Source organism: Pseudarthrobacter leeuwenhoeki (genome assembly GCF_055412885.1).
The window spans coordinates 62,562-82,560 of sequence record NZ_JBVAYY010000015.1 but is presented as its reverse complement, the minus strand read 5'-3'; the positions used below and the strand labels follow the sequence as shown (position 1 = coordinate 82,560).

Annotated in this window: 16 protein-coding genes; 8 read left to right on the top strand and 8 right to left on the bottom strand. The window is 67.5% G+C overall.

The features are described 5' to 3' along the window. Nucleotides 1-88: 88 nt before the first annotated feature. The 4 genes from rpsA to ACZYX4_RS14335 all read left to right on the top strand — a co-directional run bounded on the left by rpsA (nt 89) and on the right by ACZYX4_RS14335 (nt 4,209). Nucleotides 89-1,570, top strand: coding sequence for a 30S ribosomal protein S1 (gene rpsA / locus ACZYX4_RS14350; protein ID WP_463877003.1), 1,482 nt, complete (start codon nt 89-91; stop codon nt 1,568-1,570). A 440-nt stretch (nt 1,571-2,010) separates the two neighbouring features. Beyond that, entirely contained in the window at nt 2,011-2,409 is a 399-nt protein-coding gene (locus ACZYX4_RS14345; RefSeq protein WP_463877001.1) for a nucleotidyltransferase domain-containing protein, read from the top strand. 452 nt (nt 2,410-2,861) lie between these two features. Next, a complete protein-coding gene (locus ACZYX4_RS14340) occupies nt 2,862-3,290 on the top strand; it encodes a VOC family protein (RefSeq protein ID WP_463876999.1) in 429 nt (142 codons plus the stop codon). A gap of 16 nt (nt 3,291-3,306) precedes the next feature. After that, a complete protein-coding gene (locus ACZYX4_RS14335; RefSeq protein WP_463876997.1) occupies nt 3,307-4,209 on the top strand; it encodes an NYN domain-containing protein in 903 nt (300 codons plus the stop codon). 189 nt (nt 4,210-4,398) lie between these two features. Here the strand turns inward: ACZYX4_RS14335 and ACZYX4_RS14330 are convergent, their stop codons facing one another. Continuing rightward, nucleotides 4,399-4,923, bottom strand: coding sequence for a GNAT family N-acetyltransferase (locus tag ACZYX4_RS14330; protein WP_463876995.1), 525 nt, complete (start codon nt 4,921-4,923; stop codon nt 4,399-4,401). Continuing rightward, nucleotides 4,907-5,608 (bottom strand): IMPACT family protein, encoded by a 702-nt coding sequence (locus tag ACZYX4_RS14325; RefSeq protein WP_463876993.1) that lies wholly within the window; start codon nt 5,606-5,608, stop codon nt 4,907-4,909. Before ACZYX4_RS14325 ends, ACZYX4_RS14330 begins: the two co-directional genes overlap by 17 nt. Nucleotides 5,609-5,630: 22 nt before the next feature. On the opposite strand from ACZYX4_RS14325, the gene coaE reads away from it, so the two are divergent. Both coaE and uvrB read left to right on the top strand, forming a co-directional pair. After that, complete coding sequence (gene coaE, locus ACZYX4_RS14320) at nt 5,631-6,893, top strand: dephospho-CoA kinase (protein ID WP_463876991.1); 1,263 nt, start codon at nt 5,631-5,633, stop codon at nt 6,891-6,893. Between the two features lie 40 nt (nt 6,894-6,933). Further along, nucleotides 6,934-9,015 carry an excinuclease ABC subunit UvrB gene (gene uvrB, locus ACZYX4_RS14315; RefSeq protein WP_463876990.1) on the top strand — a complete coding sequence of 694 codons (2,082 nt, stop codon included), beginning with the start codon at nt 6,934-6,936 and terminating at the stop codon, nt 9,013-9,015. 195 nt (nt 9,016-9,210) lie between these two features. On the opposite strand, the gene ACZYX4_RS14310 is transcribed toward uvrB, so the two are convergent. From ACZYX4_RS14310 to ACZYX4_RS14285, 6 genes are all read right to left on the bottom strand, one after another. Continuing rightward, complete coding sequence (locus ACZYX4_RS14310; protein WP_463876988.1) at nt 9,211-9,354, bottom strand: hypothetical protein; 144 nt, start codon at nt 9,352-9,354, stop codon at nt 9,211-9,213. A 381-nt stretch (nt 9,355-9,735) separates the two neighbouring features. After that, nucleotides 9,736-10,299 (bottom strand): dihydrofolate reductase family protein, encoded by a 564-nt coding sequence (locus ACZYX4_RS14305; protein ID WP_463876986.1) that lies wholly within the window; start codon nt 10,297-10,299, stop codon nt 9,736-9,738. Nucleotides 10,300-10,988: 689 nt separating this feature from the next. Next, nucleotides 10,989-12,224: an FG-GAP repeat domain-containing protein gene (locus ACZYX4_RS14300; RefSeq protein ID WP_463876984.1), complete on the bottom strand. Its 1,236-nt coding sequence runs from the start codon at nt 12,222-12,224 to the stop codon at nt 10,989-10,991. A 382-nt stretch (nt 12,225-12,606) separates the two neighbouring features. After that, nucleotides 12,607-13,881: an alpha/beta fold hydrolase gene (locus tag ACZYX4_RS14295; protein ID WP_463877046.1), complete on the bottom strand. Its 1,275-nt coding sequence runs from the start codon at nt 13,879-13,881 to the stop codon at nt 12,607-12,609. 124 nt (nt 13,882-14,005) lie between these two features. After that, nucleotides 14,006-14,506 carry an N-acetyltransferase family protein gene (locus ACZYX4_RS14290; RefSeq protein WP_463876982.1) on the bottom strand — a complete coding sequence of 167 codons (501 nt, stop codon included), beginning with the start codon at nt 14,504-14,506 and terminating at the stop codon, nt 14,006-14,008. Nucleotides 14,507-14,557: 51 nt separating this feature from the next. Further along, nucleotides 14,558-17,104: a DEAD/DEAH box helicase gene (locus ACZYX4_RS14285; RefSeq protein WP_463876980.1), complete on the bottom strand. Its 2,547-nt coding sequence runs from the start codon at nt 17,102-17,104 to the stop codon at nt 14,558-14,560. A gap of 164 nt (nt 17,105-17,268) precedes the next feature. On the opposite strand from ACZYX4_RS14285, the gene ACZYX4_RS14280 reads away from it, so the two are divergent. After that, the gene (locus tag ACZYX4_RS14280) at nt 17,269-18,048 is read left to right on the top strand and encodes a trans-aconitate 2-methyltransferase (protein WP_463876978.1); all 780 of its coding nucleotides are present in this window, start codon (nt 17,269-17,271) and stop codon (nt 18,046-18,048) included. A 136-nt stretch (nt 18,049-18,184) separates the two neighbouring features. Next, nucleotides 18,185-19,912, top strand: a complete 1,728-nt coding sequence (locus ACZYX4_RS14275) for an ABC transporter ATP-binding protein (protein WP_463876976.1) — start codon at nt 18,185-18,187, stop codon at nt 19,910-19,912. Nucleotides 19,913-19,999 lie beyond the last annotated feature (87 nt).

Genomic DNA, 19,999 nt, shown 5'->3' with positions numbered 1-19,999 from the left:
CGATATGCCGTGTTCTGTGCCCGTGTCGCCGACGCGGGCGCAGCGGTTTGCCTGACCGACTAACTATCCACAACGGAGCCCCTACTACATGACCATCACCTCCACCGAGAAGCCCGGTACACCCGTAGTCGCAATCAACGACATCGGTACCGCTGAGGACTTCCTCGCAGCAGTCGACGCCACCATCAAGTACTTCAACGACGGAGACCTCGTCGAAGGTACCGTCGTCAAGGTCGACCGCGACGAAGTTCTGCTCGACATCGGTTACAAGACCGAAGGTGTCATTCCCTCCCGCGAGCTGTCCATCAAGCACGATGTTGATCCCGGAGACGTCGTCTCCGTTGGCGATCTCGTCGAAGCCCTGGTGCTCACCAAGGAAGACAAAGAAGGCCGCCTGATCCTCTCCAAGAAGCGCGCTCAGTACGAGCGTGCCTGGGGCGACATCGAGAAGGTCAAGGAAGAAGACGGTGTCGTCACCGGTACCGTCATCGAGGTTGTCAAGGGTGGTCTTATCCTCGACATCGGTCTGCGCGGCTTCCTGCCCGCATCCCTCGTCGAGATGCGCCGTGTGCGCGACCTTGCTCCGTACATCGGTCAGAAGATCGAAGCCAAGATCATCGAGCTGGACAAGAACCGCAACAACGTTGTGCTGTCCCGCCGTGCCTGGCTCGAGCAGACCCAGTCCGAGGTCCGCTCCACGTTCCTCAACAAGCTGGAAAAGGGCCAGGTTCGTCCCGGCGTCGTTTCCTCCATCGTCAACTTCGGTGCCTTCGTGGACCTGGGCGGCGTAGACGGCCTGGTTCACGTTTCCGAGCTGTCCTGGAAGCACATCGACCACCCGTCCGAGGTTGTCGAAGTTGGCCAGGAAGTCACCGTCGAGGTTCTCGAGGTCGACCTGGACCGCGAGCGTGTTTCCCTGTCGCTCAAGGCTACGCAGGAAGATCCGTGGCAGACCTTCGCCCGCACCCACGCCCTCGGGCAGGTTGTTCCGGGTAAGGTCACCAAGCTGGTTCCGTTCGGCGCGTTCGTCCGCGTTGAAGACGGCATCGAAGGCCTGGTCCACATCTCCGAGCTCGCCGTGCGCCACGTAGAGCTGGCCGAGCAGGTTGTCTCCGTTGGGGATGAGCTGTTCGTCAAGGTCATCGACATCGACCTCGAACGCCGCCGCATCTCGCTGTCCCTCAAGCAGGCCAACGAGGGCGTCGACGCCGAGTCCACCGAATTCGATCCGGCTCTCTACGGCATGGCCGCTGAGTACGACGAAGAGGGCAACTACAAGTACCCGGAGGGCTTCGATCCGGAGTCCAACGAGTGGCTTGAAGGCTACGAGACGCAGCGCGCCGCCTGGGAGCAGCAGTACGCTGACGCCCAGACCCGCTGGGAAGCCCACAAGAAGCAGGTTATCCAGCACGCTGCCGACGACGCTGCAGCCGCAACGTCCGGTGAGAGCGACTCCGGCACCACCAGCTACTCCTCCGAGCCGGCTGCAGCCGAGTCCAACACCGGTGGCGGCACGCTCGCTTCCGACGAGGCTCTTGCAGCACTGCGCGAGAAGCTGACCGGCAACTAATTGCCCCGGGTCCTCAGGGAGTCCGCTTCCTGAGGCTTGGCAGTTGGTAGCTTGAAGTAACACCGTGAAGGTGGCCGTCCCTGCGGGGGCGGCCACCTTTCGTTAAGGACATGCCCTCGTTGGGGACATGCCCCTCGGGTGCTTGCCCGGGTGGACATGCCCAATGGTGCCCGATTTGCCTCGGGGACATGCCCAGTCCTGGCCGCGGTCACTGGACATATGGGTACTATGTCCAGTCCCGGCCCTGCGCGCAGGGCATGCGCCAGCACGCGTCTGCGGAGCGCCTGCTGAACATGCGCACTCTCCCGGCAGTGGTGTGGACATAGGGGCACTATGTCCAGCCCTGGGTCCGTGCGCGGGGCATGCCCCTGGCTCCCGGACTGGGGGCTACGGGCGTGTGGTTGCCGGCCGCGTCGGGCAGGCTCCGGCAAGATGGCCTGATGGATCCAGTCAGTGCAGCCTGCGCCTTCGTGACGGAAAGACACCCCGATGCCCTTGCGGCCATCATTGGCGGCAGTAAGGCCCAAGCCCGGAGCACTCCCACCTCGGATCTGGACATCGTGGTCCTTTATCGGGACGGCGCGGAGAACTATGCCGAAACCACGCGCTATGAGGGGTGGCTTGTTGAAGCATTTATCCACACCCCGTCCAGCCTGTCGAGCTGGTACGCACGGGAGCGTGCCGCCCGTTGTGCCGTCCTCGGCGACCTGTGTGCCCAGGGAATGCTGCTTATCGACCGCGGCCCGGGGGAAGCATGGCAACGTGAGGCGCAGTTGTACATGGATCGCGGGCCGGAGCCGCTGACTGCAAGGACCGCGGCCTGCGCCGGTACGAGCTGAGCAGTTCCCTCGACGACCTGCGGGGATCGACAGTTGCGGCTGAATCGTTCGCAGTCGCCGCAGAAGTCTTTCGGCAGTCGGTTGAGCTTCTGCTCCTGCAGCACGGAAAGTGGCTGGGCAAGGGCAGATGGGCGATCCGCCGGCTGGACCAGCTCCCGGGTGATGAGTGTGCAGCGGAGCTAAGGGACTGGGCTGCTTCCCCGGACCACAGCCCGGGGCAGCTTATCCAGATCGCGGCCAGGGTGCTGGAGGGGAGCGGTGGATACCTGATGGAAGGGTTCCTTCGCGGATCGCGTCAGGTCCCTGCACGCTGATGCCCGACTCGACGCAGGAGTGACACCGCCCGTTCGCTGCGATTCCGGCGGGTCAGCGCCGGAATCCTTGACGCCGCCGCAACTTCGCGTTCAAACTGGGCAGGTTAAGTGCACGGAACATCGGAGGGGGAGCGGTTCATGGGTAAGACGTCGGGGAGTCCTCGGCCTACGGAATCAGCGCATACCGGCAACTGGGCACGGGGGATCGGCGCCATCACTTTGTTCGTGGAGGATCTGCCCGGAACCAAACTCTACTACCAGGAAGTGTTCGGCCTGCCGGTAGCGTTTGAGGATGATGCCTCGGCTGTCTTCAGGTTCGGGAACACCATGATCAACCTGTTGATATCGTCCGAGGCTCCGGAGCTCATCGGCCCCGCCAGGGTGGCTTCCCCCGAGGCGGGATCCCGGGTGCAGTTCACCCTCGAGGTGGACGACGTCGACGCCCTGTGCGCCGAACTCGCGAGCCGCGGCGTCGGGCTCCTCAACGGGCCGGTGGACCGGCCATGGGGGATCCGAACGGCCAGTTTCCGAGATCCAGGCGGCCACATCTGGGAAATTGCAGAATAGCGTCGGGGCGGCCGGGATGACGCCGGAACGCCTCAAGGGAACCCCTCCGGCCCGCAACGTGGCGGTCTTCATCGACATGGAAAACCTGTTCGGCGGCGCTAAAGGTGACGTGGCCTCAGTGCCTATCGGCACGATTGTGGCCGACGTTGAGCGCCTCGTCCGGGATCTGGGTGTCGGGTCTCTGACGGCGCTCGTCCGTGCCTACGCCAACTGGGGCCGCGCGGACATGGCGGGCTACCGCCGGGAACTTTTTGCCAACGGGGTCGAGCCAGTTCAGATTTTCTCGTTCAATCAGGACGTGAAAAACGCCGCCGACATTGAAATGGTCGTTGATGTTCTGGAGGTGGCCACCGAGTCCCCCTGGGTAGACGTCTTCGTCATCGTCAGCGGCGACGGAGGCTTCGTCCCACTCATCCGACGCCTCCATACCTTGGGGAAGTACGCCATCGTGGTGACGACCTCACATTTTGCCGCCGGTGCAGGAAGCAGGTTTCTCCAGGCGACAGCCGACCATTTCCACGTGGTTCACGTGCCGGAACCCCAAAGAAAATTGAAAGCACGAAGTACCGCGGCGCCGGAGGCCCGGACGGCAACGAAACCGGTGGCGGCTAAGGCAGGACAGCCCAAAGCGCCGACCGTTCCGGTGATGGCCTCACGCGTTCCCAGAGTTGAGGAATACCGGGACAGTGTTCATGCCCTCGTGCGTGACCACCCTGACGTGCTGATTGGGGAACTGGTCCACGGCTCGCGGTTGGGTGCCCTGCTGCGTGAACGCTGGCCCGGATGCAGTCACAAGGATTTCGGATACCGCGGGCTGGAGCAGTTCGTTCTCGAACGTTGCGGGCTGAAGCCCTACCGGCCTCCCGCTGTGAGGACGCCTGGCGCCTCCGCAGAGGAGCAGGTTGCGGCTGGATCTTGACCTTGTTTCCGGCATGAACACCGGGATCCGGGACTGGGCATGCCCCCTCGTGGGCCGGGCGGATGGGCACAATGGGATTATGTCCAGCGGCTGCGGCCAAGGTGGGGCATGTCCAGCCGGGAGTGAGGTTACGCGGGGGCATGTCCAGCCGGGCGTGTGGTTACGTGGGGGCATGTCCAGCGGCGGCCCTCAGCGCAGCGGGATCCTGGCCTTGACCGAAACTGTGGTGGTAGCGGAGGCTTCGCCTTGCTCGAACTCGGCCCCGGCCGAGCGCAGGAGGACCAGCGCCGCGGCATTGCCCGCTGTTGTGTCGGCCTCCAGGACGGCAGCCCCGGACGCGGCGGCCCGGGCAATCACGAGGCGCAGGGCCTCCCGTGCGACGCCGTGGCCACGGAAGCTGCGGCCCAGCCAGATCCCCGTTTCCAGCGAGTCCGCTCCGGTCCGCCTGAGCCGGATGGATCCTGCCAGCTCCCCGTCGGAGCTGATCGCCCAGCTTTTCTGCTGCGCGGGCCCGTCGAGTCCTGCAGCGGCGTGGTGGTACTCGCGGAACCAGCTGATCCGCTCCGAGTTCCAGCCGGAGGCGCTGCCCAGGGGAGGGGTCACCTCGTCCGGATCGGCGTCCTGGATCGCGACGGTCAGGAGCTGGTCCAGGACCGGCTCGGAGACGTCGACGAGCCGGACAGCGGCAGGGGAAGGCTTAGCCAAGGGGGACATCGATCCATTCCGTTTCTCCAGGCAGCAAGTCGGCGGTTCCAGCGGACAGGGCGGCGACCCGTTCCCCCGCCCGGGCCAGACCCACCGGATCATCCGGCAGGGCAAGCCTCAGGACAGTAGTCTGCGCCTCATAACTCGTTTCGGCCATCACATAGCCCGCGGCTCGCAGCTCATTCTCCAGCCGGCCGGCCGCCGTGTGCGGGACAATCACCGCGCAGATCCGCAGCCGGCGGCGCTGCGCGAGCGGCACCCGGTCCAGGGCCGCGGACACGGATGCGGAGTAGGCCCGGACCAGTCCGCCGGCGCCGAGCAGGATCCCGCCGAAATACCGGACGACGACGGCGGTGACGTCACTGAGGTCCGTCACACCCGGCGCGGTTTCGCGTTTCAGCAGCGCGTCGAGCATCGGGGTGCCCGCGGTGCCGGACGGTTCGCCGTCGTCGTTGGAGCGCTGCACGGCGCGGTCGGGACCGAGCACGAACGCGGAGCAGTGGTGCCGCGCATCGTGGAATTCCTTGCGCAGCCCGGCGACGACGGCGCGGGCGCTCTCCTCATCCCCGGTGCGGTGCAGCACGGTGATGAAGCGGGAGCGTTTTACCTCAATCTCGTGGCGGAACTCCGGCCCTGCCGCCAGCGTGGTGTAAACGGTGGCCCTGCTTTCGGGGAAATCCGCATCTTCGGCCACCGGATCAGTTTAGTCTGGAGGGGTGCTGAAAATCGGGTTGACGGGCGGCATCGCCTCAGGGAAGTCAGTGGCTGCCGCGCGCCTGCGTGAACTCGGGGCCGTGGTGATAGACGCCGATGCCCTGGCCCGTGAGGTCGTGGAACCCGGAACGCCGGGACTGGCCCGGGTCGTGGATGCCTTCAGCAAGGCCATCGTGGCTCCCGACGGCGGCCTGGACCGGCCGAAGCTTGGCGCCCTCGTCTTCGGCAACCCGGAACGCCTCGCCGTGCTCAACGGCATCATCCATCCCCTCGTCAGGGAGCGCGCCGCCGCGCTGGCGGCCGCCGCTCCGAGGGATGCCGTCGTGGTCCAGGACATCCCGCTCCTCGTGGAGACCGGGCAGGGTGCCAACTTCCATCTGGTGGTGGTGGTGGACGCCCCGGACGACGTCCGGGTGCAGCGCATGGTGCAACACCGGCACATGACCGCCGCGGACGCCCGTGCCCGGATGGCCGCCCAGGCGCTACGGGCGGACCGGCTGGCAGCGGCCGACGCCGTGCTGGAGAACTCCGGCTCCAAAGAGGAATTGCGGGACGCGGTGGACCGGCTCTGGAAGTTCCGGCTGGCACCGTTCGCCGCGAACCTCGGCAGGCGCCGCCTCGCGCCGCGGACCGGCGGGCCGGTTCTGGCGCCCGCCAACCCGGACTGGCCAGCGCAGGCCTCCCGGCTCATAACGCGCCTGCGGGCGGCCGCCGACGACATCCTGACGCTGGATCACGTCGGTTCCACGGCCGTCCCCGGACTCCCCGCGAAGGACATCGTGGACCTCCAGCTCGGCGTCGAGGACATGGCCGCCGCGGACCGGATCGCGCCGCTGCTGGCGGCCGCCGGCTTCCCCGCCTGGCCCGGCATCATCTCCGACAACCCCAAGCCCTCCCACCCGGACGCGTCGGACTGGCCGAAGCGGATGCACGGCAACGCGGACCCCGGCCGCGCGGTCAACCTTCACGTCCGCGCCGTGGGGTCCCCGGGCTGGCGGTTTGCCCTCTGCTTCCGGGACTGGCTGCGCGACGACGCGGCCGCGCGGGCCGACTACCTCGCCGAGAAGCGCAGGGTCGCCAAACTGCACGACGTCGACAAATCCACCGCACGCTATGCCGCCGACAAAGAAGCCTGGTTCGCCGGGCACGCGGCCCCCCGGATGGAGGCGTGGGTGCAGCGCACCGGCTGGCAGCCGCCGTCGGACGTCGCCCCCGGGCCCGGGACGCGGCCGGATGCGGAACCGGACCGTACCGCCCAAAGCTGAATCCGGACACCGTGTCGGGGGTCGGCGGTAGATTAGATGCATGAGTCTTGCGCAGCAGATCAACCGTGTCGTGGCGCCCTTCGAGGTCATCAGCGAGTTCCAGCCGGCGGGTGACCAGCCGGCCGCGATCGCTGAACTGACCGAGCGCATCAAGAATGGCGAAAAGGACGTGGTGCTGCTCGGCGCCACCGGTACCGGTAAGAGCGCGACGACGGCCTGGCTGATCGAGCAGGTCCAGCGCCCCACCCTCGTGATGGTGCAGAACAAGACCCTCGCCGCGCAGCTCGTCAACGAATTCCGCGAGCTGCTTCCCAACAACGCCGTCGAGTACTTCGTCTCCTACTACGACTACTACCAGCCGGAAGCCTACGTGGCGCAGACGGACACCTTCATCGAGAAGGACTCCTCCGTTAACGAGGAAGTCGAACGGCTCCGGCACTCCGCCACCAACGCGCTGCTGACCCGCCGCGACGTGATTGTGGTCGCCACGGTGTCCTGCATCTACGGCCTGGGCACCCCGGAAGAGTACATCGCCGGCATGGTGACGCTCCGCAAGGGCGCCCAGATGAACCGCGACGACCTGCTCCGGAAATTCGTCTCCATGCAGTACGCCCGCAACGACATGGACTTCCACCGCGGCACGTTCCGGGTCCGCGGCGACACCGTGGAGATCATCCCCATGTACGAGGAGCTGGCGATCCGGATCGAGTTCTTCGGCGACGAGGTCGAGAACATCTACACCCTGCACCCGCTCACCGGGGAGATCATCCGGGATGAGACCGAGATGTATGTCTTCCCGGCCTCGCACTACGTCGCCGGCCCGGAACGCATGGGCCGGGCCATCAAGCGGATTGAAGACGAGCTGGCCGAGCGGCTGCAGGTCCTGGAGAGCCAGAACAAGCTCGTCGAGGCGCAGCGCCTGCGGATGCGCACCACCTACGACCTGGAAATGATGCAGCAGATGGGCTTCTGCAACGGCATCGAGAACTACTCCTCACACATCGACGGCCGTGCCCGCGGGACTGCCCCGCACTGCCTCATCGACTACTTCCCGGACGACTTCCTCCTGGTCATCGACGAGTCCCATGTCACCGTGCCGCAGATCGGCGCGATGTACGAGGGCGACATGTCCCGCAAGCGGAACCTCGTGGACCACGGGTTCCGGCTGCCCTCCGCGATGGACAACCGGCCGCTGAAGTGGGACGAGTTCCAGGACCGTGTCGGCCAGACGGTCTACCTCTCCGCGACGCCGGGCAAGTACGAACTCGGGAAGGCTGACGGCTACGTCCAGCAGATCATCCGGCCCACCGGACTGATCGACCCAGAAATCGTCGTCAAGCCGACCAAGGGCCAGATCGATGACCTGCTCGGTGAAATCAGGACCCGCACGGCGAAGAATGAGCGCGTCCTCGTCACCACGCTGACGAAGCGGATGTCCGAGGACCTCACCGACTACCTGGTGGGCCATGGGGTGAAGGTCGAGTACCTGCACTCGGACGTGGATACGCTCCGCCGCGTCGAGCTGCTCCGTGAGCTCCGCATGGGGGTCTTCGATGTGCTGGTCGGCATCAACCTGCTCCGGGAGGGCCTGGACCTGCCCGAGGTGTCGCTGGTGAGTATTCTGGACGCGGACAAGGAAGGGTTCCTGCGCTCGTCCACCTCGCTGATCCAGACCATCGGCCGTGCCGCCCGCAACGTTTCCGGCGAGGTGCACATGTACGCGGACCGGATCACCGATTCCATGGCGCACGCCATCGACGAGACCAACCGCCGCCGCGCGATCCAGGTCGCGTACAACACCGAAAGAGGCATCGACCCGCAGCCGCTGCGGAAGAAGATCGCCGACATCACGGACCAGATCGCCAAGGAGGACGCCGACACCCGCGAACTCCTCGCCAACGCGGGCAAGGCCCGCGGCAAGGGCAAGGGCGCGGCGAAGATCCGCGCGGACGGCCTCGCGGCCGCACCGGCCGAGGACCTGGTGGGGTTGATTGAGCAGCTCACCGAACAGATGCACGCCGCCGCCGGGGAGCTGAAGTTCGAGCTCGCCGCACGGCTCCGCGACGAGGTGGGGGAGCTCAAGAAGGAGCTGCGCCAGATGCAGGCCGCCGGGCACGCCTAGGGTAATGATGGCCTGACGTTGGGGAGTATCCCAAGCGCTACGATCGTCAACACGTATGGCACAGATGCCCTGCCGGGCGTAGCGGGCAGCCAGGCAGTACCAGGTGCTAAATACCAAGCGGGCCAGTCGGAGAGACTTGCACCGCACAGTCACACCCTGCGAAAGGTACCCTAGTGCCTGAACTTCCCGTCTGGTCTACCGGGCCAAGCGCGCGAGGGACCTTCCGGTGGTGGCCCGGTCAAAGGCCGGCTTCAAGTCGAGGGGCTTCGGGTACACGGACTTTTCGACGACGATCACGGTGGAATCCGTGGAGGTGTCCGGCTCGGAAGCGAGCGTCACTTTCAAGGAATTGACCGAGGAACATGTTCCGGGCATCCGCGGACGCCTGGCAGCTCGACAGCATCACGCCTTCAACGCATGGGGGCGGTTTGCCGATGTCCATCGTCGAGTAGCGGGAACGGGGCTGCCTGTGGTCCTCCCGCGCCGGCCAACTATTCGCCGCACCGGCCAAACTGGACACTTGGTCGCAGTCAGGGGTGGCCGCGGCCCCGTTGCCGCGCCTTGATTGCTGCCCGGCTGAGGGTGGCGATGGCAACCACGACGATGACTTCCATCAAGGTATCAACGGGTTCAGTTGGTGGCCGTGATTCGCACGCCGTCGACGTGGGCTGGGCCCGCTGATGGTGGATGTACTTTCCCGACCGTGCGGAGGAATCGCGCTCAGCGTCTCGTCTCGTATCTGGTCAGGACCACGCCGCCGGGAAACGTCCGCGTCTCCACCAGGTTCAGGTTCATCCAGTTGTCCAGCGAGGTGAAGAACGGAGTGCCGCCGCCCACCAGGACCGGATGGGTGGCCAGCGCGTATTCGTCGATCAGCCCGGCCCGCATGGCCGCTCCGGCGAGCGTTGCGCCGCCGATGCTCATCGGACCGCCGTCCCCGGCCTTGAGCCGGGTGATCTCGGCGATCGCGTCGCCGGTGACCAGGCGGGTGTTCCAGTCGACCTTGTCGATCGTCGAGGAGAACACCACCTTTGGTGTGTCCCGCCAGTTCCGCGCGAACTCGATCTCCGCCGGGGTGGCGTTGGGCTGCTGGTCGCCGGTCGGCCAGTAGGAGCTCATGGTCTCCCAGAGCTTGCGCCCGTAAAGTGACAGGCTGCTGGCCCGCTCCTGGTCGAGCCACCACTGGAACAGTTCGTCGCTCGGCCCGCTCCAACCGATGTCGTCGCCGGCCGCGGCGATGTAGCCGTCCAGGGTCAGATTCATGCCGTAGATCAGTTTCCGCACGGCGCCAGCCTTCCGTCTCGTAGTGGTCGAGGGCGATTGAACTCTGTCGTCCCGCACATGATAGGCAGCCTCCTGTCCCTCATGGGGCCACGGTAACTGCCCATGATCTGGATGCCATAGCCTTCGGTTCGCGTTTCAACTGAGCTGCCGGTGAAGGATCCTCAAGAGGGACAATCCCGCTGCGGCGAATCTGTCCCGGTGGACGTTCCGCCAGAGGGACGATTTCAGCGGCCGGACACTCCTCACGAGAGGGCACTAACGTGAGGCCCGGGCTGGCCCACTGAATCGAAAGCAAGCGAATGTTGCAGAGATGATTGAAGGAGCCGATGAAGGCGTCCTGGTTCAAAGACCCACTCCTGCTGCGTGCGGTTCCACCGGGAGCCCGTGGGGCAGCTCAAGAGAGATGCGGGTCCTGGATCGACCGGAGATCTCCACCTCTGCGGGCTTGATTCAAGACACTAACTGGCACGTGGCCGACTACCCGGAGATCCACGTCGATGGGGAACTGATGAAGATCCCCTGCCGCATGCACTACTCCTTGCCCGAGGAGGACGTGACTCTGCACCTCACCTCGGATCAACGTCTCGTCCTGGCCTGTTGGATGTCACGGCACCACGATCGGCGGTGCGCGGACTCCGCAGGGACGTGAGCCGGTCCGGGACGGTCCGACGGCCGCCCCTGCCCCGTGCTCAGGACAGCCCGACGTAGGTGGCCGAGTATCCGAAGCCGACGACGTCGTCGCGGCCGTCTCCGTTGACGTCCCCGAGCAGGCGCGGGAACCGTGCCGGGTCCCAGCCGGCCGCCCAGCCGAAGGAGGTGGACTTCAGCTCGGGCCCGACCAGGAAGTTGTCGTCCCCGTAGGCCACGAGCACGCCCGCGTCGCCGAAGCCGACCACGTCCAGGATCCCGTCGCCGTTGATGTCCGCGAGCTCCCGGGGGTGCCGGTCGGTGCGCCAGCCCTGCGCGACACCGAAGTCGGCGAGCTCGAGGGTGACCGGGAGGTACTTCGGCTCGCCCGGGGCGAAGGGCCGGGCGTAGGCGGCGAGGACTCCGCGGTAGCCGAAGCCGACGACGTCCGGGATCCCGTCGCCGTTGATGTCCGCGAGCTCCCGGGGGTGCTGGTCGACGCGCCACCCCTGGGCGTACCCGAAATCGCGGATCTCCAGCGCTGGCTGGGTGAACGTGTCCCCGAGCGCCGAGAAGTAGGAGACGTACGTGCCGGCGTCGCCGAAGCCGACGATGTCGGCCGTCCCGTTGCCGTCCATGTCGGCGAGCATCCGCGGGTTCTTGTCGACCCGCCAGCCGCGGTCCCAGCCGTAGTTGTCGATCCGCTTGCCGGTGCCGTCGAAGGTGCGGTCCGCCCGGCCGTGGGAGATGGTCACGCCGGAGTACCCGAAGCCGACGATGTCTGCCGTTCCGTTCCCGGAGAGGTCGGCCAGCTCGCGGACGTGCTGGTCGACCCGCCAGCCCTGGTTCCAGCCGAATTCGCGGACCTTGAGCTGCGGCGCGGTGAAGCTGCCGTCGGGCTGCGCGTAGGAGACGATCACGCCGGCGTCGCCGAAGCCGACGAGATCGGAGCGGCCGTCGCCGTCGACGTCGGAGACCTTCCGTGGGTGCCGGTCGGTGCGCCAGCCCTGCGCGGTGCCGAAGTCGCGGACCTTCAGCACCGGCGCGGCGAAGGTGCCGTTGGCCTGGCCGTGGGCGACGAAGACACCGGGGTCGCCGAAGGCCACGACGTCGGCGCGGCCGTCCCCGTTGACGTCGGCGAGCTCGCGCACGTGCCGGTCGACCCGCCAGCCGTCGACGTAGGAGAGGAACCCCTGGGCGGACACGGCGTGGGCCGGTCCGGCGAGGGCGATGCCGGTGGTGGCCAGCGCCGCCGCGGAGAGCCCGGTGAGCAGCCGGGCCGTCGGTGAGCGTTTCATGGTGGAACCTCCAGGTTCCGAAGAGCGGAGAACTCTGTCCGGATCGCCGGACGGCGGTGGGACGCCGATCGGCTCCCGCCGACCGGACGAAACTGCTGGTGGGACCAGTTTAGAGCCGTTCGTATGCGATCGCTCAGTGTTCTCCGGACCGTGCCGAATCGTTATTCCGAGCTCCGCCCGGAGTGAGGTCCTTCCACCTGGTGCTCTTCCGGCAGGTGCTCCTTCTCGATCCGGTGCGCGCCATGGTCGTCCCTCCGGTGCTCGGGGACTCGGGGTTCCGGCGGCCGCTTCGTGTTCGCCGTCGCACTCCGCCCAGCCGGCCAGGACCGCAGCGTGCATGCGGGTCCCGGGCACCGGAGTGGCAGCCGGGTTCAGTCCCGGGTTAGTCCCGGACGGACCGGGTCAGGCGAAGGAGCCGGGCGAAGATGCCCTCGCCGTCGTCCGCTATGCCGTCATGGTGGAAGTCCGCTGACTCCCAGACCTGCAGGCCGCGGACGGCCGCGGCCGTCTCGAGCGACAGTCCCCGGTCGACGTAGATGTCGTCGGTGTAGACGGCAGCGGCCACCGGCACGGTGTTGAGGGCGAGCCGTTCCGGATCGTAGAGCGGCGGCCAGTCGTTCTTTTCGGCGAGGCGCCGGGCAACGTCCCGCAGCGGCCGGAGGGCGGGATCCTGCTCGAAGTACCAGGGGTAGACCATTTCCCCGGTGAGCAGCGGCTCGGGGGCGTCCGGGGAGAACTCCGGGAACTCCTGCAGCACGCGCCAGGCGGCCCAGTCCGTGGACTCGCCCTGGCCGTAGATGGACTCGTGCATCAGCGCGTACAAGGGGTTGGCGGCCCGGGACACGATCCCGCGGACCTGGTCGAGGAACGCGTCCGAGAGCCGGTCACCGCCGGGTGTGCCGACGAAGGCATCCTCCAGCAGGTGGTGCAGGGCATCCACCCGGGTGTTGCCGCCCAGGAAGGAACCCGCCATCTGGAAGCGTTCCACGGTGAGCCGTTCGCCGTCCGGCAGGAATTCCTCCGTGTCCCGCAGGTGCCGGGCGATCCGTGTGACTGCTGCGCGGTCCTCGGGGTACCGTCCGAAGTACTCGGCGTTGCGGGCCGCCACCCGCCCGAAGGTGGCCTGGTAGACCCGGTCCGCGGGCCCTGAGAGGGGCGCGAGCCCGCCGGTGATGACGGCTTCCCGCAGGCCCTCCGGGGCGAAGGAGAGATAGCTGAGGGCACAGAAACCGCCGTAGCTCTGCCCGTAGATCGTCCACGGCCCGGAGCCCAGCGCCAGCCGGATGGCTTCGGCGTCGGCGACGATCGAGTCGGCCCGGAAGTGGGCGAGGTAGTCCGCCTGATCGGCATCGTTTCCGCGCAGCGGCAGGGTATTGCGGTCGACCGCGGAGGACAGGCCGGTGCCGCGCTGGTCCAGCATCAGGATGCGGAAGTCCCTGGCTGCGGCCTTGCTCCACCCGCCGAGCGCCGGGAGCCGGTTGCCGCGTCCGCCCGGCCCGCCCTGGAGGTACAGCAGCCACGGGAGCTCGGCGGCCTCAGCCTCGCTGTGGTCCGTGGAGACGTACTCGCGGGCAAAGACCGTGATGGTCTCGCCGGCCGGTGCGCCACCGCCGAAATGGTCCAGGGGAACTTCGAAATAGTGCTCCGCAGTGCGCATCCCGCGGTATGTGTGCCGCGCCCTGATGGTGTGCGGGACGGGCGGCGGCGCGGCCTCCAGCAGGTCGGCGGAGGCGGTCCCCGCCAGGGGCAGGCCAGCGAGGGGCAGGCCGGCGGCGGGCGCCTCAGCCACGGGCCCGCGCTTTGTGCGCCGTCCCGAAAGCTTCCAGCGCGCCGCCGCTCAGCCGGAAAGTGGACCATTCCTCCATCAGGTCGGCCCCAAGCTTCTTGTAGAAATTGATGGAGGGCTCGTTCCAGTCCAGGACGCTCCACTCGACGCGGGCGTAGCCGCGGTCGACGGCGGTCGCGGCGAGATGCTGGAGGAGCGCCTTTCCGTGGCCTTCACCGCGGGCCTCGGGGCGCACGTACAGGTCCTCGAGGTGGATGCCGTGGACGCCTTCCCATGTGGAGTAGTTCAGGAACCAGAGGGCGAAGCCCCGGACCTCGCCGGACTCGTTCTCGGCCATCGCCGCGAACGCCCGCGGGTTCTCGCCGAACAGGACCCCGGTAAGCATCTCCGGGGTGTTCCGGACGGCATCCGGCTCCTTCTCGTAGACGGCCAGGTCGTGGATCATCTGCAGGATATCGGGGACATCGTTCGCCGTCGCGGGCCGGATTACACTCATTCCTTGAGTTTACTAGGACCGGGCCGGCGTTGGATCCGGGTTCGCGGACCGCTAAAGCCGGTTCGCGTCCGTCACGCGCACGACGGCGGTCCCGGTCTCATCCGAGGCCGCGAGGTCCACCTCCGCGGAGATGCCCCAGTCATGGTTGCCGGCCGGGTCCTCGAAGATCTGCCGGACCTTCCACCGGCCCGGCTCTTCGGTGATGATCAGCAGCCCCGGGCCGCGGGCGTCCGGGCCGGTACCGATGTCGTCGTGTTCGTCGAAGTAGTCATCCAGCACGTCCTCCCACCGTTCGGCGTCCCAGCCGGAACCGGCATCGAGTTCGCCGAGGGCGGTGGCGTCCTCGTCCGCGAAGAGCTCCACCCGGCGGAACATCTCATTGCGGACCATCACCCGGAAGGCCCGGACGTTGGAGGTCAGCGACGGCGGCGGGGGCGGGGGAGCGTCGTGCGGGGTCGGCGCCTTGCCGGAGGTCAGCTCCTCCCACTCATCGAGGAGGCTGGAGTCGACCTGGCGGACCAGCTCGCCGAGCCACGCGATGAGGTCCTCAAGGTCCTCGCGGAGGGCGTCCTGCGGGACGGTCTGGCGCAGCGCCTTGAAACCGTCGGCAAGGTAGCGCAGCACGATGCCCTCGGAACGGGCCAGACCGTAGAACTGCACAAACTCGCCGAAGTTCATCGCCCGTTCGTACATGTCCCGGACGATGGACTTGGGCGCGAGTTCGAAGTCGCCGATCCACGGCGCGGCCCGGCGGTAGACGTCAAACGCCTCGCCGAGGAGCTCCGCGAGCGGCTGCGGGTAGCTGACCTCGTCCAGCATGGCCATCCGCTGGTCGTAGTCGATGCCGTCGGCCTTCATCGCGGCGACCGCCTCGCCGCGCGCCTTCTTCAGCTGCGCGGACAGGATCTGCCGGGGCTTCTCCAGCGTGGACTCGATCACGGACACAACGTCGAGGGCGTACGACGGCGACTCCGGATCCAGCAGCTCCAGCGCTGCGAGGGCGAAGGGGGACAGCGGCTGGTTCAAGGCGAAGTTGGCCTGCAGATGGACCGTCAGGCGGACGGTGCGGCCGTCCGGGCCCTGCTCCTGGAGCGGGATCCGCTCCACTACACCGGCGGCCAGGAGCTCCCGGTAGATGCCAATGGCCTTCTTCATGAGCTGCAGCTGGGAAGAACGCGGCTCATGGTTCTCGGCCAACAGGCGGCGGGCCGCCTTGAACGGATCGCCCGGGCGTTCCATCAGGTTCATCAGCATCGCGTGGGTCACGCTGAAGCTGGACGTCAGCGGATCCGGCACCGACTCCACGAGGCGCTTGTAGGTCGGTTCGCCCCAGGACACGAAGCCCTCCGGCGGCTTCTTCTTGACCACCTGGCGGAGCTTCTTCTGGTCGTCGCCGAACTTCGCTGTGGCCTTGGCCATCGCCTTGACGTTCTCCGTGACATGTTCCGGGGCCTGCACGACGACGGTCCCGGCGGTGTCGTAACCGGCGCGGCCGGCGCGGCCGGCGATCTGGTGGAACTCCCGGGAGTTCAGCAGCCGGGTGCGGACTCCGTCGTACTTGCTCAGCGCCGTGAGCAGCACGGTGCGGATGGGGACGTTGATGCCCACACCGAGGGTGTCGGTGCCGCAGATGACTTTCAGCAGCCCGGCCTGGGCGAGCTGCTCCACGAGCCGGCGGTATTTGGGCAGCATGCCGGCGTGGTGCACGCCGATGCCGTGCCGGACCAGCCGGTTGAGCGTCTTGCCGAAACCGGCCGCGAAACGGAAACCGGCGATCAGCTCGGCGATTTTGTCCTTTTCCTCGCGGGTGCAGACGTTGACGCTCATCAGGTTCTGGGCCCGGTCGATCGCCTCCACCTGGCTGAAGTGCACCACGTAGACGGGGACCTGCTTCGTGGCGAGGAGTTCCTCGAGCGTCTCGTGCACGGGCGTCTGCTCGTAGTAATAGTGCAGCGGGATGGGCCGCTCCACCGAACTGACGGTCGTCGTCGGCCGGCCGGTCAGTTCGGTGATGCCGGCCTCGAAGCGGCTCACGTCGCCGAGGGTGGCGGACATCAGCAGGAACTGCGCCTGGGGGAGTTCCAGCAGCGGGACCTGCCAGGCCCAGCCGCGCTGCGGGTCGGAGTAGAAGTGGAATTCGTCCATGACGACGGCGCCGAGCTCGGCGGCGTCGCCTTCACGGAGGGCGATGTTGGCCAGGATTTCCGCCGTGCAGCAGATAATCGGGGCATCCTGGTTGACACCGGAATCCCCGGTGATCATGCCCACGTTCTCGGCGCCGAAGATCTCGCACAGGGCGAAGAACTTCTCCGAGACGAGGGCCTTAATCGGTGCGGTGTAGTAGCTGCGCTGCCCGCGGGCCATGGCCTGGAAGTGCACCGCGATCGCGACGAGGGACTTCCCCGATCCGGTGGGGGTTGCCAGGATGACATTGGCGCCGGCGGCAAGCTCCATAACGGCCTCGTCCTGGGCGGTGTACAGGGCCAGCCCGCGGGTTTCGGTCCATTCGACAAAGCGGGTGTAGAGCTCGTCCGGGTCCAGGCCGGCCCGGCCGGGGACTCGGGCGGCCGGGGCGGGGAGCTGATCAACAAGTTTCATTGCTCACCAGCTTAGTGGCCGGAGCCGCGGCGCAGGGCTGTGCCCGGGACGCCGTACCCGGCGGCGCGCCAGGGCCGGCGCGGCAGGGTCGCGCACACGGGCCGCCGTTCCGGCCGGGGTTAGGCTGAGGACGTCGCATCGTTCGCCGGTGACCGGAGGAAGCAGTGAAATGGGATCCCGCCACGTACGTGCAGTTCGGGGAATACCGGGACAGGCCGTATTTCGACCTGACGGCCCGGGTCCATGCGGACTCACCCCGTTCCGTGGTCGACCTCGGCTGCGGTCCCGGGAACCTGACGGCCACCCTCGCTGAGCGCTGGCCCCGGGCCCGGGTCAGCGGCCTGGACTCCTCAGCGGAAATGCTGGCCCAGTCTGCCGGCCATGCGGAGCGGCTGCCCAATCTCTCCTTCCGCGAGGCGGATATCACCGGCTGGATGCCCGCCGGGGACACCGACGTCGTCATCACCAACGCAGCCCTGCAGTGGGTGCCGGGCCACCGGGACCTGCTGGCCCGCTGGCTCGCAGCGCTCCGGCCCGGCGCCTGGTTCGCGCTGCAGGTCCCAGGGAACTTCACCTCGCCCTCGCACACGCTGATGCGCGGGCTGGCGGAGTCCGCGGCGTGGTCGGGACGGCTCGCCGGGGTGCTGCGCCACGATGACGTGGTGGGCGGGCCGGAGGACTACCAGGCCATCATGCTCGACGCCGGCTGCGACGCGGATGCGTGGGAGACGACGTACTTCCAGCTCCTCCCCGGCGCGGACCCCGTCCTGGACTGGGTCCGCGGCACCGGACTCCGGCCCGTGCTCGCGGCACTGTCCGCCGCGGACGCCCGGACGTTTGAAGCCGAATACTCGGCGTTGCTGGCGGAGGCCTACCCGGCCGGGCCGCATGGCACCGTGTTCCCGTTCCGGCGGATCTTCGCCGTGGCCCGGAAGCGGGCCTGATCCGCAGCCGGGGTTCCGGACAGGCCGGACAGCGTATGACAACCGAGGGCCGTGTGGAAGTGCTTACAATGTCGAGGCAGCGTGGGGGCGGCTGCCCTGATCGACACCCGTGCCCTGACGTCGCGATGGAGGTTCGGTGCTTATTGGTCTGACGGGCCGGCTGTTGGCCGCCCACAAAGGGACCGTGCTGGCCATCGTGGTCCTGCAGCTCGTGCAGACGACCGCGAACCTCTTCCTCCCTACCCTGAACGCGGCCATCATTGACCGCGGGATCGTCGGCGGCAACATCCCGGAGATCCTGAGCCTGGGTTCCTGGATGGCCGCGGTCGCCTGCGTTCAAGTGGCGGCGGCCATCGCCGCCGGGTATCTCGGCGCCGTCGTGGCGATGGAGCTCGGCCGTCAACTGCGCGAAGAACTCTTTGCCACGGTCCAGTCCATGTCCTCCCAGGAAGTCGGCGCGTTCGGCGCCGCCAGCCTGGTCACCAGGGCCACGACCGACGTCGCGCAGATCCAGAACCTTCTGGTCCTCGTGTTCACGATGCTGGTCGCGGCTCCCGCCATCTTCATCGGCGGCATCGTGCTGGCCGTGCACCAGGACATCGCCTTGTCCGGCGTCATCGTCGCGGTCATTCCGGTGCTCGCGGTCATCATGGTCCTGATCGTGCGCCGCCTGGTCCCGCTCTACCGGCAGGGCCAGGAACTCATCGACCGGATCAGCCGGGTGCTGCGTGAGCAGATCATCGGCGCCAACGTCATCCGGGGCTTCGCCCGCCAGGGGCACGAGATGCGGCGCTTCGACGGGGCCAACAGGGACCTGACCCGGAACAACCTGCGTTCCGCGCTGCTGGTCGCGGGAATGATGCCGCTGATCATGTTCGTGGTCAATCTGTCCTCTGTCGGTGTGGTCTGGTTCGGCGGGCACCGGATCCAGTCCGGCGAGATGCGGCTGGGGGCGCTCACGGCGTTCATCGCCTACATCCTGCAGATCCTGATCGCGATCATGATGGCGATGTACGTCTTGATGACGGCACCCCGCGCGGCTGCCTGCGCTGAACGAATCCAGGCGGTCCTGGACACGGCGCCGGAGGTCACGGACGGCCCGGGCGGAGCGGCACCAGAAGGCAATGCCGTGGAGTTCCGGCACGTGTCCTTCGCCTACCCGGGCGCTGAGGCCCCGGTTCTCGACGGCGTCAGCTTCACGGCCGCTCCCGGGACTGTGACGGCGGTCATCGGCGCCACCGGCAGCGGCAAGACCACCCTGCTGAACCTGCTGCCCAGGTTCCTGGAAGCCACCGGCGGGGAGATCAGCATCGGCGGATCCGATGTGCGCGGCCTGCCCCTGGCGGTGCTGCGGAGCCTGATCGCCGTCGTTCCCCAGCAGTCCTATTTGTTCTCCGGAACGCTCGCCGGGAACCTGAGGATGGCGGCGCCGGCGGCGACGGACGCGGATCTCTGGCAGGTTCTGAACGCCGCGCAGGCCGCCGAGTTTGTCCGGGAGCTGCCGCAGGGCCTGGAGTCCCCGGTGAGCCAGGGCGGCACGAATTTTTCCGGGGGTCAGCGGCAGCGGTTGTGCATTGCGCGCGCGCTGCTCCGGCAGGCTCCCGTGTACCTGTTCGACGACAGCTTTTCGGCGCTGGACTACGGCACCGACTACCGGCTCCGTGAAGCGATGGGGCCGCTGCTGAAAACGGCCACTGTCCTGATCGTCGCCGAACGGGTCGCCACGATCGTGGACGCCGGCCTGATCCTGGTCCTCGAAGGCGGCCGGGTCGTGGCGCAGGGAACACATCACCAGCTGATGGAGTCGTCGCCGAGCTACCAGGAGATCGCAGCGTCCCAGCTGGTGCTGGAGGAAACCCTGTGACCCGTGAACCGGCACTCGACGCAGGAACCGATGCCGGGACCTACGCACCCACCGCCCGTGACGCCCGGGACCAGACCCTGGTGGACC

Coding starts and splice junctions, on each gene's coding strand:
- uvrB (WP_463876990.1), top strand. CDS start 6,934: ATGAGTCTTGCGCAGCAGATCAACCGTGTCGTGGCGCCCTTCGAGGTC.
- ACZYX4_RS14285 (WP_463876980.1), bottom strand. CDS start 17,104: ATGAAACTTGTTGATCAGCTCCCCGCCCCGGCCGCCCGAGTCCCCGGC.
- ACZYX4_RS14295 (WP_463877046.1), bottom strand. CDS start 13,881: ATGCGCACTGCGGAGCACTATTTCGAAGTTCCCCTGGACCATTTCGGC.
- rpsA (WP_463877003.1), top strand. CDS start 89: ATGACCATCACCTCCACCGAGAAGCCCGGTACACCCGTAGTCGCAATC.
- ACZYX4_RS14345 (WP_463877001.1), top strand. CDS start 2,011: ATGGATCCAGTCAGTGCAGCCTGCGCCTTCGTGACGGAAAGACACCCC.
- ACZYX4_RS14300 (WP_463876984.1), bottom strand. CDS start 12,224: ATGAAACGCTCACCGACGGCCCGGCTGCTCACCGGGCTCTCCGCGGCG.
- ACZYX4_RS14340 (WP_463876999.1), top strand. CDS start 2,862: ATGGGTAAGACGTCGGGGAGTCCTCGGCCTACGGAATCAGCGCATACC.
- ACZYX4_RS14330 (WP_463876995.1), bottom strand. CDS start 4,923: ATGTCCCCCTTGGCTAAGCCTTCCCCTGCCGCTGTCCGGCTCGTCGAC.
- ACZYX4_RS14335 (WP_463876997.1), top strand. CDS start 3,307: ATGACGCCGGAACGCCTCAAGGGAACCCCTCCGGCCCGCAACGTGGCG.
- ACZYX4_RS14290 (WP_463876982.1), bottom strand. CDS start 14,506: ATGAGTGTAATCCGGCCCGCGACGGCGAACGATGTCCCCGATATCCTG.